Annotated in this window: 9 protein-coding genes and 1 pseudogene; 8 read left to right on the plus strand and 2 right to left on the minus strand. The window is 70.4% G+C overall.

Going from position 1 to position 13088, the window contains the following annotated elements:
• Positions 1-248: 248 nt before the first annotated feature.
• On the plus strand, positions 249-1724 hold the full coding sequence (locus AB0C82_RS16965) for an amino acid permease (RefSeq protein ID WP_362841939.1): 1476 nt from the start codon (positions 249-251) through the stop codon (positions 1722-1724).
• 389 nt (positions 1725-2113) lie between these two features.
• Here AB0C82_RS16965 and AB0C82_RS16970 read toward each other — a convergent pair whose 3' ends face one another.
• A complete protein-coding gene (locus AB0C82_RS16970; RefSeq protein WP_362841941.1) occupies positions 2114-2707 on the minus strand; it encodes a biotin transporter BioY in 594 nt (197 codons plus the stop codon).
• 259 nt (positions 2708-2966) lie between these two features.
• Between AB0C82_RS16970 and AB0C82_RS16975 the strand changes: the two genes are divergently transcribed.
• The 5 genes and pseudogenes from AB0C82_RS16975 to AB0C82_RS16995 form a co-directional block, all read left to right on the plus strand.
• A complete protein-coding gene (locus AB0C82_RS16975) occupies positions 2967-4400 on the plus strand; it encodes an amino acid permease (protein ID WP_362841944.1) in 1434 nt (477 codons plus the stop codon).
• A gap of 122 nt (positions 4401-4522) precedes the next feature.
• Positions 4523-5941, plus strand: a complete 1419-nt coding sequence (locus AB0C82_RS16980; RefSeq protein ID WP_362842106.1) for an amino acid permease — start codon at positions 4523-4525, stop codon at positions 5939-5941.
• A gap of 158 nt (positions 5942-6099) precedes the next feature.
• On the plus strand, positions 6100-7170 hold the full coding sequence (locus AB0C82_RS16985) for a glycerophosphodiester phosphodiesterase family protein (RefSeq protein ID WP_362841945.1): 1071 nt from the start codon (positions 6100-6102) through the stop codon (positions 7168-7170).
• 102 nt (positions 7171-7272) lie between these two features.
• The gene (locus tag AB0C82_RS16990; RefSeq protein WP_362841947.1) at positions 7273-7929 is read left to right on the plus strand and encodes a CatB-related O-acetyltransferase; all 657 of its coding nucleotides are present in this window, start codon (positions 7273-7275) and stop codon (positions 7927-7929) included.
• 186 nt (positions 7930-8115) lie between these two features.
• A pseudogene (locus AB0C82_RS16995) lies at positions 8116-8355 on the plus strand (VOC family protein); the annotation flags it as partial.
• A 57-nt stretch (positions 8356-8412) separates the two neighbouring features.
• Here the strand turns inward: AB0C82_RS16995 and AB0C82_RS17000 are convergent.
• The gene (locus AB0C82_RS17000) at positions 8413-9060 is read right to left on the minus strand and encodes a disulfide bond formation protein DsbA (RefSeq protein ID WP_362841950.1); all 648 of its coding nucleotides are present in this window, start codon (positions 9058-9060) and stop codon (positions 8413-8415) included.
• 130 nt (positions 9061-9190) lie between these two features.
• Between AB0C82_RS17000 and pepN the strand changes: the two genes are divergently transcribed.
• Positions 9191-11770 carry an aminopeptidase N gene (gene pepN / locus AB0C82_RS17005; RefSeq protein ID WP_362841953.1) on the plus strand — a complete coding sequence of 860 codons (2580 nt, stop codon included), beginning with the start codon at positions 9191-9193 and terminating at the stop codon, positions 11768-11770.
• Positions 11771-12057: 287 nt separating this feature from the next.
• Positions 12058-13074 (plus strand): hypothetical protein, encoded by a 1017-nt coding sequence (locus AB0C82_RS17010; protein WP_362841955.1) that lies wholly within the window; start codon positions 12058-12060, stop codon positions 13072-13074.
• Positions 13075-13088 lie beyond the last annotated feature (14 nt).

Raw genomic sequence — 13088 nt, forward strand, 5'->3', positions numbered from 1 at the left:
AGAGTGTGGCACGAACATCACGGGGTATCCGTCAGCGGGGTCGGGGCACCTGGGGACGGTTCCCAGGTCACGAGGGTGCGGTGTGCGCAACGCCACAGCGGCAACGATCCGGTGAACGAAACGGAAGAGGGGGTTCCCATTCCGGAACCCCCGGGCTTGAATGCGTGGCTGGCCGCCACACCACACCACCCCACACCCCCACGGTGGCGACGCCCACAAGGCGCGATCAACACGTAAGGACTCGATCCATGACGTCGCAGACGACTCTGGCGGGGCCGGGCGAACAGCCCGGTACGCCGGACAGCCCCGGTTCGTCCGACGGCCTCCAGGCCGGACTCAAGAACCGTCATCTCTCGATGATCGCGATCGGCGGTGTCATCGGGGCCGGACTCTTCGTGGGTTCGAGCGCCGGTATCGCCGCCGCGGGGCCCGCCATCCTCCTGTCCTACGCGCTGGTCGGCCTCATGGTCGTCTTCGTCATGCGGATGCTGGGCGAGATGGCCGTCGCCCGCCCGAGTTCCGGCTCGTTCTCCGCCTACGCCGACCAGGCCCTGGGACGCTGGGCCGGGTTCTCGATCGGCTGGCTGTACTGGTTCTTCTGGGTCGTGGTGCTCGCCGTCGAGGCGACCGCCGGCGCGAAGATCCTTGAAGGCTGGATCCCCGGCGTACCGCAGTGGGCCTGGGCGCTCATCGTGATGGTGGTGCTGACGGCGACGAACCTGGTCTCGGTCGGCTCGTACGGCGAGTTCGAGTTCTGGTTCGCCGGCATCAAGGTCGTGGCGATCGGCGCCTTCGTCGTCGTCGGCTTCCTCGCCGTCTTCGGCTTCCTGCCGGGTTCGGACAACCCCGGGTCGGGAATCGCCCATCTCACGGACAGCGGCGGGTTCTTCCCCGAAGGTCCGGGGGCCATCCTCACCGGTGTGCTGATGGTCGTCTTCTCCTTCATGGGCAGCGAGATCGTCACCCTGGCGGCCGGCGAGTCCGAGGACCCGCAGCGCGCCGTCTCCAAGGCCACCAACAGCGTGATCTGGCGCATCGCCATCTTCTACCTCGGCTCGATCTTCGTCGTCCTGACGCTGCTGCCGTGGAACGACCCGTCGATCGTCAAGGACGGCTCGTACGTCGCCGCGCTCAACTCCATCGGCATCCCGCACGCCGGCCAGGTCATGGACTTCATCGTGCTGACCGCGGTGCTCTCCTGCCTCAACTCCGGCCTCTACACGGCCTCGCGGATGGGGTTCTCGCTCGGACAGCGCGGTGACGCTCCGAAGGCGTTCGCCAAGGTGAACAAGCGGGGCGTGCCGACGGCGGCCATCCTGTCCTCGGTGGTCTTCGGCTTCGTCGCCGTGTTCTTCAACTACAAGTGGCCCGACACCGTCTTCGCGTTCCTGCTGAACTCCTCCGGTGCGGTCGCCCTGTTCGTCTGGCTCGTCATCTGCTTCACCCAGCTGCGGATGCGCGGCATCATCCTGCGCGAGTCGCCGGAGAAGCTGGTCGTACGGATGTGGCTCTTCCCGTACCTGACCTGGGCGACGATCGCCATGATCTCGTTCGTCCTGGTCTACATGCTGACCGACGACACCGGGCGCGAGCAGGTCATCCTCTCGCTGCTGGTCGCGGCGCTGGTGGTGGCGATCTCGCTCGTACGTGAGTTCCGCGGCCGGAAGCCGGACGCCGTGGACGGCGCGCAGCCGACGCCGTCCGTGGACTCCGCCAAGAAGTAGTCGACGCCTGACGGACGACGTCAGGCGTTCCCGGAAGGCTCTCCTTCGCAAGTCCCCAGCGAGCGAAGGAGAGCTTTTCCATGTCGTCCCTCGCCTGCGTGGGTCGCGCGCCTGCGTGGACCGCGCGCGGGACCGACCGCCTGCATGCTGCGGCGGACTCCCGCCGGGCCTGCCGGGTCGCGCGCGGGGGGACCGACCGCGGCGTAGGTGGCCACCGCCTCGCGCCGCTCCGGCGGTGCGAGAAACGGGAGAGCCCGGGGCCCGTGCACGGGGTGCGGTGCTCGGGAGAGCCCGCCGGTACCGGGGGCTCACCGGCCCCGGACATGCGAGAGGCCCGCCGGTCTGTCGTTCTCACGACCCGGCGAGCCTCTTCGGTGGGGCGTACGGCGTCAGCCGCGGCGCCCGACGAGCTTCCAGGTGACGGGCAGCGCGCCCATGGCCAGGGCCGCCTTGAGGGCGTCGCCGATCAGGAAGGGCGTCAGGCCCAGCGCGACGGCCGAGCTCATCGACATGCCGGTGGAGAGGGCCAGGTACGGCACGCCGACCGCGTAGATGATGACGGAGCCGACGACCATCGTGCCCGCGGTGCGCAGCACGGAACGGTCACCGCCGCGGCGGGCCAGGCCGCCGACCACGGTGGCGGCGAGCAGCATTCCCAGCACGTAGCCGAACGAGGCGCCGCCCGCACCGGAGGTGCCGCCGGCGAACCACGGCATACCGGCCATGCCGATCAGCGCGTACAGCCCGAGGGAGAGGAAACCGCGGCGTGCACCGAGCGCCGTGCCGACGAGGAGCGCCGCGAAGGTCTGGCCGGTGACGGGGACCGGGGAGCCGGGGACCGGGACGGCGATCTGGGCCGCAACGCCGGTGAGGGCGGCGCCGCCCATGACGAGGGCCGTGTCGACGGCGTAGCGGATCCGGGCCGCGGGCAGCAGGTCGGCGAGGACCGCTCCGGAGCGGACGTGGGTGGCGGCGAGACTCATCGGGACTCCGCGGGTGAGGGCAGCAGGACAGGGGACTCCGGCCGACGTTAGCCCACCGGTTAACGCTCGATCACCATCAGCCGTCCACAAAGCGGAGGTTGGGGAATTGGTCGGGTTCAAACAAAGCGGGGAACGCAATCTCACCTGGGCGTGATGCTCGTCACTGAGGTGGGGGCGGGGTGGGCCCGTTCTCCAGGCCGGATCTAAGGGCGTGAGACTGTAGGTTCCCCATAAATGATCCGAGAGTGACCCGCACCTCATGCACGACTCGCCCCCTCCCGCCCCCCTCCCGTCCCCCACGCGGCCCGAGCCCCTGTCCCACGGTCTGAAGCAGCGCCATCTGACGATGCTCGGGCTGGGCGGGGTGATCGGTGCCGGGCTGTTCGTCGGTTCCGGCGCCGGTATCGCGGTCGCCGGTCCGGCCATCGTCCTCTCGTACCTGATCGCGGGCGCGCTCGCGATGCTGGTGATGCGGATGCTCGGCGAGATGTCATCGGCGATGCCGGCCTCGGGCTCGTTCTCCGTCCACGCGGAGCGGGCGCTGGGCCGGTGGGCCGGTTTCAGTGCGGGCTGGCTCTACTGGTTCCTGCTCGTGGTGGTGCTCGCCGTGGAGGCGACGGCCGCCGCGCAGATCGCCCACGGCTGGGTGCCGGCCGTGGAGCCGTGGGCCTGGGTGCTGGTCTTCATGGTCGTGTTCACCGCGGCGAACCTGACGGCGGTGAAGAACTTCGGCGAGTTCGAGTTCTGGTTCGCCGCGTTGAAGGTCACCGCGATCGTGGTCTTCCTTGTGCTCGGGCTGCTGGCCATCTTCGGAGTGCTCCCCGACACCGATCCGGTCGGGCTGACGAACCTCACCGGGCAGGGCGGTTTCCTGCCGAACGGCTGGGACGGGGTGGTCTCCGGCGTGCTGACGGTGGTGTTCGCCTTCGGCGGTCTGGAGGTCGTCACCATCGCCGCGGCCGAGACCGACGACCCGGCACGGGCCGTGGGGCGGGCGGTGCGCAGCGCGGTGGTGCGCATCCTCTTCTTCTACGTCGGGTCGATGCTGGTGATCGTGACCGTGCTGCCGTGGACCGCGCAGCAGGCGGGGCTCAGCCCGTACGTGAAGGTCCTGGACGCGGTCGGGGTGCCGTCGGCGGGGCAGATCATGAACATCGTGGTCTTCGTGGCGCTGCTCTCCGCGCTCAACGCCAATCTGTACGGCTCGTCCCGGATGATCTTCTCGCTGGCCGAGCGCGGTGAGGCACCGCGCGCGCTGCTGAAGGTGTCGGGCGGCGTGGCGAGGGACGGGAGCGCTGCGGACGGGGGCGTGCCCCGGCGGGCGGTGCTCGCCTCGGTGGCCTTCGGCTTCGTGTCCGTCCTCCTCAATCTGAGGTGGCCCGAGTCGGTCTTCCTCTACATGCTCAACTCGGTCGGCGCGGTCCTGCTGTTCGTGTGGGCCCTGATCGCGGCGTCCCAGCTGCGGCTGCGCGGCCGGATCGAACGTGAGGCGCCCGAGGCGCTGACCCTGAAGATGTGGTGCTTCCCGTATCTGACATGGCTGACGCTGGCCGGACTGCTCGGCGTGCTGGTGCTGATGCTGACCGATGACACGGCGCGCCCCCAGGTTCTGTGGTCGGCCGGGGCGACGGGGCTGGTGCTTCTGGTCGCGCTGGGGCGGGAGTTCAGGGACCGCAGGGGTATCGGCGCATAAGTAGCCGGGTGCGCACCTTGTGTGAGCCTCGTGACCGTATAGCGGACACCCGTTCCCTGTGGGCGGCGTGCGTGCACAGACTGTGGACTTCCCCTGTCCCGGCTACCGAACAGAGCGTGTCCATGTCCCGGACCTCCGCGTCGCCCCCCACCGCCGGACCCGAGTCCCCCGGCACCGGCACGGTCGACTCCGCACTCACGCACGGCCTCAAGCAGCGCCATCTGTCGATGATCGCCCTCGGCGGCGTCATCGGCGCGGGGCTGTTCGTCGGCTCAGGCGCCGGTATCGCGGCCGCCGGTCCGTCGATCGTCATCGCCTACGGCATCTCCGGACTGCTCGTCATGTTCGTGATGCGGATGCTCGGCGAGATGTCGGCGGCCAACCCGGCGTCCGGTTCCTTCTCCGTACACGCCGAGCGCGCGATCGGCCCCTGGGCGGGGTTCACCGCCGGGTGGGCGTTCTGGGTGCTGCTCTGTGTCGCGGTGGGCCTTGAGGGCATCGGCGCGGCGAAGATCGTCACCGGCTGGCTGCCGGGGACTCCCGAGTGGGCCTGGGTCGCGCTGTTCATGGTGGTGTTCCTCGGGACGAACCTGGCCGCCGTGAAGAACTTCGGCGAGTTCGAGTTCTGGTTCGCCTCGCTCAAGGTCGTCGCCATCACGCTCTTCCTGGTGCTCGGGCTGCTGGCGATCCTCGGTGTCCTGCCGGGCACGGACGCACCGGGCACGTCCAACCTCACCGGGGACGGGGGCTTCCTGCCAAACGGCTCCGAGGGATTCATCATCGGACTCCTGGCCTCCGTGTTCGCGTACGGCGGTCTGGAGACCGTCACCATCGCGGCGGCCGAGTCGGAGAACCCGGTGCAGGGTGTGGCGAAGGCCGTACGGACGGCCATGTGGCGGATCGCGCTGTTCTACGTCGGCTCGATGGCGGTCATCGTGACCCTCGTCCCGTGGGACGACCCGAAGGTCGCCACCGTCGGCCCGTTCTACGCGGCCCTGGACCACCTCGGCATCACCGGCGCGGCGGAGATCATGAACGTGGTCATCCTGATCGCGCTGCTCTCCGCGATGAACGCCAACATCTACGGCGCTTCGCGCATGGCCTGCTCCCTGGTGTCGCGCGGTCAGGGCCCGGCGCGGCTGGGCAAGGTCACGTCCGGCGTGCCGCGTACGGCGGTCCTCGTCTCCTCCGTGTTCGGATTCCTGTGCGTGCTGCTCAGCTACTGGCGGCCGGACGACGTCTTCCCGTGGCTGCTCAACATGATCGGCGCGGTGATCCTGGTGGTGTGGATCTTCATCGCGGTCTCGCAGCTGCTCCTGCGCGGGCGGATGGAGCGGGAGGCCCCGGAGAAGCTCGTCGTACGGATGTGGCTGTTCCCGGTGGGGACGATCGTGGCGCTTGCCGCCATGGCCGGGATCTTCCTGCTGATGCTGCGGCAGCCGGACACCCGGGATCAGTTGCTGGCGACGGGTCTGCTGACGCTGGTACTGGCCGGGATCGGGCTGGTGCGGCAGCGCAAGGGTGCCGGGGCGGTCCGCTAGCCGGTCGTCTCCTCGGACGCCGGATCAGGTCGCGGGGGACGGGGCGGATGTGTGCCGGGTCGGTCCCCCGCACGTACATACGCCCGCAGGGCGCCGTCCCCCGTGCCGTAACCCCTCGTCGCTTATGTGGTTCCTCCGTCCCACGCGAGGAGTTCCGCATGAACCACGCCCCGAGACGACGTTCGGTCCTGCTGGCCACGGCCGCGGTGACGGCCGCGGCGGCGAGTCCCGCCGTCGCGTCGGACGCTTCCGACCGGAACGGCCGCCGGCCGGCGGGCCCCCTGGTCATCGGTCACCGCGGTGCGGCCGGGTGGCGTCCCGAACACACCGCCGCCGCCTACGCCTTCGGGGTACGGGCCGGGGCCGACTGGATCGAGCCCGACCTCGTCCCGACGAAGGACCACGTCCTGGTCGTCCGCCACGAGAACGAGATATCGGGCACCACCGATGTCGCAGCCCACCCGGAGTTCGCCGGCCGGCGCACGACGAGGACCGTCGACGGCAGGGCGGTCACCGGCTGGTTCACGGAGGACTTCACGCTCGCCGAGCTCAGGACACTGCGGGCCGTGGAGCGGCTGCCGCTGGTCCGCAACCGCAACACGGTCTTCGACGGCCGCGAGCAGGTCATGACGTTCCAGGAGGTCATCGATCTGGCCCGCGCCCTGTCCCGGGAGCACGGCCGCCGGATCGCGGTCTTCCCGGAGACCAAGCACCCCACGTACTTCCGGTCGATCGGGCTGCCGCTGGAGCCGGAACTGATCCGTGTCATCCGCCGCAACCGCCTCGGCGCCCGCGATTGCGTCGTCCAGTCCTTCGAACCCTCCAGCCTGCACCGGGTGGCGGAGGCAGAGCTCGGGCTGCCGCTCTGGCAGGCGCTCGGTACGAGCGGTGGTCCGTACGGCCACACGGTCACGTACAAGGAGATGATGACGCCCGCCGGGCTGCGCGAGATCGCCCGTTACGCGGACTGGATCGGCCCCGACAAGTCCTCGCTCGTCCCGCCGCTCACCCTGCTGGCGGACGCCCACGCGGCGGGTCTGAAGGTCGGCGCGTACACCTTCCGTGCGGAGAACCAGTACCTTCCGGCGTCGTACCGCCGGGGCGCCGTGCCGACCGAGTTCGGTGACGCGTTCGCCGAGTACGCCTTCCACTTCGCGCAGGGCGTGGACGCCGTCGTGACGGACTTCCCCGACATCGCGGCGAGCGCGCGGGACGACCCGCGGGCCTGAGCGGAGGCGGGGCGGCCGCGCGGAAACGGGCGTGCGGCCGCCCGGAGACGGCTGCCATCATGAGGGCCCCCGCCCGCAGTCGTACCGTCGGAAGCAGCACGCATGAGCCTCGTCCCCGCCGATCCCACGGTGCTGCACCCCATGCCGGGGCAGCCGCGCGTGGTGCAGCTGAAGCCACTCGTGACCTCGCCGCTGATCGAGGCCGGGGACTTCTCGTACTACGACGACCCGGACGACGCGACCGCGTTCGAGACGCGCAACGTGCTGTACCACTACGGGCCGGAGAAGCTCGTCATCGGGAAGTTCTGCGCGATCGGCACGGGGGTGCGGTTCATCATGAACGGCGCCAACCACCGTATGGACGGCCCTTCCACGTTCCCCTTCCCCACGATGGGCGGCTCGTGGGCCGACCACTTCGACCTGCTGACCGGTCTGCCGTGCAGGGGCGACACCGTCGTCGGCAACGACGTGTGGTTCGGCTACCGCACGACGGTGATGCCCGGCGTACGCATCGGGCACGGCGCGATCATCGGTTCCGGCTCGGTGGTCGTCTCCGACGTACCGGACTACGGGATCGTCGGCGGCAACCCCGCCAAGCTGATCCGCACCCGGTACGCCGACGAGGACATCGCCCGCCTGCTCGCCGTCGCGTGGTGGGACTGGCCCGCCGAGCACATCACGGAGCACGTGCGCACGATCATGTCCGGCAGCATCGACGAGCTGGAGGCGGCAGCGCCCGGCGGGCGGAGCGGCAGCTGAGTCTCGACGTGGACCGACACCTCGGGGCACGGTGGAGGAGACGGTCGAGGCGGTTGCCGGCGACCGGCCTGGAGCAGTTCCCGCGGGATCAGGCCACGGCGTAGTCGCCGAGGGCCGGTTCGAGCAGGCCGAAGGCGCGCGTGGTCTCGTCCGCGAGCACGGCCGCGATCTCGGGGTCGGTGCGGCCTGCTGCGCCGGGGCATCGAGATCCTGCCGGCCGGGCAGCGCGAGCAGCACGCCTCCGGCCTGATCCTCGCCTTCACCGTCACCGGCCTCGACGACGAGGAGAAGCGGCTGCGGGCCGAGGGCGTGGCGATCACCATGCCCGTGCGGGAGGAGCCCTGGGGTGAACGCCTCTTCCAGATCACCGACCCGAACGGCGTGATCGTCCAGTTCGTCGAGTGGGTCACCCCGGCCGACGCCTGACATGAAGAGGGGGGCGGGCTCCGGACCGTGTCCGGAGCCCGCCCCCCTCTCCCGCCGTCAGTCGAAGATCGGGCCCTGGGTGCGGGTCCGCTTGATCTCGTAGAAGCCGGGTATCGACGCCACCAGCAGCGTGCCGTCCCACAGCTTCGCCGCGTCCTCACCCTTCGGGGCGGGGGTCACGACCGGACCGAAGAAGGCGACCTGCTCGCCGTCGTCACCCGGAACGGCTATGACGGGTGTGCCGACCTCCTGGCCGACCTTGTCGATGCCCTCCTTGTGGGAGGCGCGGAGCTCCGTGTCGTACGCGTCGGAGTCCGCGTATTCGGCGAGCTCGGCCGGGAGGCCGACATCCGTCAGCGCGGCGGCGATCGCCTCGGGCGTGGCGCCCTCCCCCTTGTTGTGGAAGCGGGTGCCGAGCGCCGTGTACAGCGGGCCCACAACCTCGTCGCCGTGCTTCTGCTGTGCCGCGATGACGACCCGGACGGGGCCCCAGCCCGTCTCCAGGAGTTCGCGGTACCGCTCGGGCAGCTCGTCGAGCTTGTCCTCGTTGAGTACGGACAGGCTCATCACGTGCCAGCGGACCTCGACGTCACGGAGCTTCTCCACCTCCAGCATCCAGCGGGAAGTCATCCACGCCCAGGGGCAGAGCGGGTCGAACCAGAAATCGACCGGAGTCCGGCCGTTCGCCGTGCTGTTGTCAGACATGTCTCTCCTCAGAAGGGCCCGTCCACTGAGCGACAGAACACCACCCGGCCGCCTCCCCATTCCCGGATACCGGCACCAGAAGCGACATGCGAGGATCAAAGCCGTTCGAACGAGACACGAAGGAGTGCCCGTGCCCGGTGAAAATCTGTCCCGCGACGAGGCCCGCAAGCGGGCCGAGCTGCTGACCGTCGACGGTTACGAGGTCGCTCTCGACCTGCGTTCCGCCGTCGGTGAGCCCGGCGGGGACGAAGGGGAGGCCGGCCCGCGTACCTTCCGCTCGCAGACCACCATCCGCTTCCGCGCCGCGCACGCCGGAGTCCCGACCTTCGCCGATCTGCTGGCGCCGAGCGTGAACGCGGTGACGCTGAACGGGAAGCCGCTGGATCCGGCGGTCGTCTTCGACGGGAGCCGGGTCGCGCTCGACGACCTCGCCGAAGGCGACAACGTCCTCGTGGTCGACGCGCAGTGCGCGTACAGCCGCACCGGCGAAGGTATGCACCGCTTCGTCGACCCGGAGGACGGCGAGGTCTACCTCTACACGCAGTACGAACCGGCCGACGCCCGGCGCGTCTTCGCGAACTTCGAACAGCCCGACCTCAAGGCGCCGTTCCGATTCGAGGTGACGGCCCCCGAGGGCTGGACCGTCTGGAGCAACGGCGCCGAGGAGTCCCGCGACGGGGAGGTGCGGCGCTTCGCCGAGACGAAGCCGATCTCGACGTACATCACGGCGGTCGTCGCCGGTCCGTACCACTACGAGAGCGACCTCTACACCCGGGTGTCCGACGACGGCACGACGCTGGAGATCCCGCTCGGCGCGATGTGCCGCAAGGGGCTCGCCCGTCACTTCGACGCGGACGACATCTTCCTCGTCACCAAGCAGGGCCTGGACTTCTTCCACGACAACTTCGACTACCCGTACCCCTTCGGGAAGTACGACCAGGCGTTCGTGCCCGAGTACAACATCGGTGCGATGGAGAACCCGGGCTGTGTCACGTTCCGCGAGGAGTACATCTACCGCGGCAAGGTGACGTCGGCGTCGTACGAGCGCCGGGCCAACGTCATCCTGCACGAGATGGCGCACATGTGGTTCGGCGACCTGGTCACCATGCAGTGGTGGGACGACCTGTGGCTCAAGGAGTCCTTCGCGGACTTCATGGGCACGTTCTCGCAGGTGGAGGCGACCCGCTTCACCAACGGCTGGGTCACCTTCGCCAACAACCGCAAGGCGTGGGCCTACCGGGCCGACCAGCTGCCGTCCACCCACCCCGTCACGGCCGACATCCGTGACCTGGAGGACGCCAAGCTCAACTTCGACGGCATCACCTACGCCAAGGGCGCCTCGGTGCTGAAGCAGCTGGTGGCGTACGTCGGACGGGACGCGTTCCTCGAAGGCGCACGGCGCTACTTCAAGCGCCACGCTTACGGCAACACCCAGCTCGGCGACCTGCTCTCCGCGCTCGCCGAGACCTCGGGGCGCGACATGACGGCCTGGTCCCGGGCGTGGCTGCAGACCGCGGGCGTGAACGTGCTCACGCCGGACGTGACGTACGACGTGGCCGGCCGGATCACGGAACTGGCCGTCCTCCAGGACGCCGCCGAGTCCCACCCGGAGCTGCGCCCGCACCGGATCGCGGTCGGCCTCTACCGGCACGGCCCCGAGGGCGCCCTGGTCCGTTACGCCCGCGCCGAGGTCGACGTCGCCGGACCGCGCACGGTGGTCGACGAGCTGACCGGCGCGGAGCAGCCCGCGCTGATCCTCGTCAACGACGACGACCTCACGTACTGCAAGGTCCGCTTCGACGCGGGCTCCCTCGCCACCCTCGGCGCGCACCTCGGAGACATCACGGATCCCCTGGCACGGGCGGTCTGCTGGTCGGCGCTGTGGAACCTGACGCGGGACGCGCTGCTGCCGGCCCGCGACTTCATCGGGCTGGTCCTCGCCTTCTCCGGCCGCGAGTCGGACATCGGTGTGCTCCAGATGCTCCACAACTGGACGCACTCGGCGCTCGTGCACTACGTCGCGGCCGACCGGCGTGCGGAGGGCGGCCGACTGCTGGCCGAGGGTGCGCTGCGTGAGCTGCGCGCCGCGGAGCCGGGCAGTCAGCACCAGCTGACCTGGGCGCGCTTCTTCGCGTCCGCCGCCACGCGCGACGCCGACTTCGAACTGCTGGAGGGGCTGCTCGACGGCTCGGAGCAGATCGACGGCCTGGAGGTCGACCAGGAACTGCGCTGGGCCTTCCTGTCGCCGCTGGCCTCGCACGGGCGGGCCGACGAGTCGGTCATCGACGCCGAGCTGGCGCGCGACGACACGGCGTCGGGCAAGCGGCACCAGGTGCGGTGCCTGGCCTCGCGGCCGTCAGCGGCGGTCAAGGCGCAGGCCTGGGCGGCGGTCGTCGAGTCGGACAAGCTGTCCAACGCGCTGGTCACGGCGACCATCTCGGGCTTCGTCCAGTCGTCGCAGCGGGAGCTGCTGGCGCCGTACGCGGACGCGTACTTCGCCGCGATCGAGCGCGTGTGGTCCGAGCGGTCGATCCAGATCGGTATGGACGTGGTGTCGGGGCTGTTCCCGGGGCTTCAGGACAGTCCGGAGACGCTGGCGGCGGCGGACGCGTGGCTGACCTCGCACGCGGACGCGGCTCCGGCGCTGCGGCGGCTGGTCCTGGAGGCGCGGGACGATCTGGCGCGGGCATTGCGCGGGCAGGCGGTGTGACCCGGGTCGTGCGTCCCCGATCCGGGCTCGGGCGCCGGGCGGGCTGAAGCCGGTGCCGGGGTCCCGGGCCGCCCTGTAGGGGTGGCCCGGGTCCCGCCAGCCCGGAACGGGACCTCGCCCGTACGTGCGGGGTTCGTACACGCACACGGTCGGCCGCCGCACGATTTCCGGCGGGACGGGCCTTTTCGGCAGTCGAACTCCCGTACTTTAGGGCGGCGTTGTCCCGGATTGTCGACGGGCGTGTAACAGAGGTTAGGGGCCCCTCAGTTCGCGGGAACGTCGGGGTCATGACGCAGAACACCCCTCTCTTCCCCCACCCCCACGAGGTACGCCACCGCGTGCGGTCCACCGCGCAGTTGCGGGCCCAGGGCGTATCCGCCGCACAGACCGCCGCACAGTGCCTGCCCGGCGGCTCCTGGCAGCAACTTCTTCCCGGCGTGTACCTGCTGCACCCCGGTCCCCCCACCGGCGAGGAACGCCTGCACGGCGCCCTTCTGTACGCCGGGCGCCCTCCCGCGTCGGCGCGGCGTCCGGTTCCCGAGCAGCCCGGGCCCCAGTACGGGGAGGCCATGGTGACGGGCCTGGCCGCGCTCGCGCTGTACGGGTTCCGCTCCGCGCCGCCCATGGTCTCGCTCCACCGGATCGACGTGCTGGTGCCCCGCACCCGGCGGCTGCGCTCGACCCGGTACGTCGAGGTGCTCCGCGGTACGGGGCTGCCCCGTCCCGTGCAGGTGGACGGGATCCCCGTGGCCCCCGTCGAGCGGGCCCTCGCGGATGCCCTTGCCGGGATCACGGACGGCTCCGTGGCGCGCCGGCTGCTGACGGACGCCGTCAGGGACGGGTACTGCGAACCTTCCTCGGTGGTGCGGGAGCTGAGCGCGGCGAAGCTTCTGGGGCGGGCCCACGTGAGGGAGGCCGTCGACGCCCTGCTGACGGAGGGCCGGGCGATCGCGGAGAGCCGGCTGTACGAGATGGTCCGCACCCAGGGGGTGCCGGACCCGCTGTGGAACGTGGACCTGCGACTGCCGGGCGGCCCGCACCTGGGCGAGGTGGACGCCTACTGGCCCGAGCAGGCCGTGGCCGTCGAGATCGACTGCCGCGCCCCGGGAGAGGACGACGAGGCGCACTGGTCCGCGTACGCCGAGAAGCGCGACCACCTGGAACGGCTCGGGATCACCGTCGTGCACGTCACGCCGGGGAAGCTGCGCGAGACCCCGGCGCAGCAGGCGACCGTGGTGCGCACCGCGCTGATGGCGGCGAACGACCGGGTACCGGCCGCCTATGTGGTGATCCTGCCTCGATGACGACACCTATCGAC

It is taken from the genome of Streptomyces sp. NPDC048560 (genome assembly GCF_040650955.1).
Lineage (GTDB): Bacteria > Actinomycetota > Actinomycetes > Streptomycetales > Streptomycetaceae > Streptomyces.

Coding starts and splice junctions, on each gene's coding strand:
- AB0C82_RS16965 (WP_362841939.1), top strand. CDS start 249: ATGACGTCGCAGACGACTCTGGCGGGGCCGGGCGAACAGCCCGGTACG.
- AB0C82_RS16970 (WP_362841941.1), bottom strand. CDS start 2,707: ATGAGTCTCGCCGCCACCCACGTCCGCTCCGGAGCGGTCCTCGCCGAC.
- AB0C82_RS16975 (WP_362841944.1), top strand. CDS start 2,967: ATGCACGACTCGCCCCCTCCCGCCCCCCTCCCGTCCCCCACGCGGCCC.
- AB0C82_RS16980 (WP_362842106.1), top strand. CDS start 4,523: ATGTCCCGGACCTCCGCGTCGCCCCCCACCGCCGGACCCGAGTCCCCC.
- AB0C82_RS16985 (WP_362841945.1), top strand. CDS start 6,100: ATGAACCACGCCCCGAGACGACGTTCGGTCCTGCTGGCCACGGCCGCG.
- AB0C82_RS16990 (WP_362841947.1), top strand. CDS start 7,273: ATGAGCCTCGTCCCCGCCGATCCCACGGTGCTGCACCCCATGCCGGGG.
- AB0C82_RS17000 (WP_362841950.1), bottom strand. CDS start 9,060: ATGTCTGACAACAGCACGGCGAACGGCCGGACTCCGGTCGATTTCTGG.
- AB0C82_RS17010 (WP_362841955.1), top strand. CDS start 12,058: ATGACGCAGAACACCCCTCTCTTCCCCCACCCCCACGAGGTACGCCAC.